The organism is Zoogloea oleivorans (assembly GCF_008107625.1).
GTDB classification, from domain to species: domain Bacteria; phylum Pseudomonadota; class Gammaproteobacteria; order Burkholderiales; family Rhodocyclaceae; genus Zoogloea; species Zoogloea oleivorans.
Window position 1 is genome coordinate 1 of the sequence record NZ_SDKK01000105.1, and the last position, 1,044, is coordinate 1,044.

General features: G+C 58.2%; 2 protein-coding genes. Both read left to right on the forward strand.

Going from position 1 to position 1,044, the window contains the following annotated elements:
- Window positions 1–300: hypothetical protein (locus ETQ85_RS26530; protein WP_187394889.1), on the forward strand; the 300-nt coding region annotated here is incomplete at its 5' end.
- Between the two features lie 411 nt (window positions 301–711).
- Window positions 712–1,044, forward strand: a 333-nt coding sequence (locus tag ETQ85_RS26010; RefSeq protein WP_148581862.1) for a hypothetical protein, incomplete at its 3' end; no start/stop codon positions are given.

The following is a 1,044-nucleotide window of genomic DNA, read 5'->3' on the forward strand; positions in this document are numbered from 1 at the left end:
GCTTGGGGGCGTAGTCGCCAGGCGCTGGAGTATGCCGCCAAGAGAGGCGAGCTGTTTTCCATCAAAGTTGGCAAGAACCGCTTCTACCCCACCGTTTTCACGAGGCTTGAGGCCGAGGCTGTCAAGGCGGTGTGCTTGAAGCTTAAAGGCGAGGATGCCGTTGCAAAGTTCGTGTTCTGGGGCAAGAAGCATGGCGGCCTCGGAGGCTTGACCCCTTCCGAGGCAATCTCCGTCGGGCAACTGGACAATGTTGTTCGTCTGGCGGAAGCGTGGTCAGCCGAGCGTGGATTGACTGCTTGATAGTAGAGTCGGACTAAAGTCCGACCCACAGGGGCGGCCGGCGATGGTTTTGTGGGTCGGACTTCAGTCCGACAACATCACGCGCTCAGCCTCCGCGTCGGACTAAAGTCCGACCCACAGGGGCGGCAGGCGATGTTTTTGTGGGTCGGACTTCAGTCCGACAGCACGGGTCCAGCGAGGGGAGTCGGACTAAAGTCCGACCCACGGGGCAAGCCTTCCAGTTTGCCCTGCCTGCCTTTCTTTGCTTACCTTGCTCAGCTTGCGCTTCTGGGCTATGGTTCAGGCATGTCAGGAAAAGCTATCTTCCGTTCGCTTTTGAGTGCCAGGTCTGAGACGTCCAGCGCAGAGTCCAGGCGTGCTTATCCGCATCATGGTTTGCCCGGGAAGGTCGTACAGGGGCGAGTACGGCCTATGCATACCGTCATCATGGTGAATGGCCGGTTTGTCAGAGCCGCAGATTTTGAGATGGCCCAGGTACTGAGCCTGAAGGAAGCGCTGGCGTGCGAAGTCATAGAGTTGCACGAGGCAATCAATGCCCTTCGGGAAGACTACGAGAATCTCGCCCTCGGCTACTTATCCCTTGTCGATAGAACATCATCTGATGCCCAACACGGCGCATCTGCATCCAGCAAGGCGCTACAGAATGAGCCCGACGATCAAGCGTGGAGCGCGTTACTGGGGCAGGGCGAGTCGGTTCGCACAGGGTGGGTAAGGGATGGGTTGTTGGTTTCTTCGGTGGTGTTG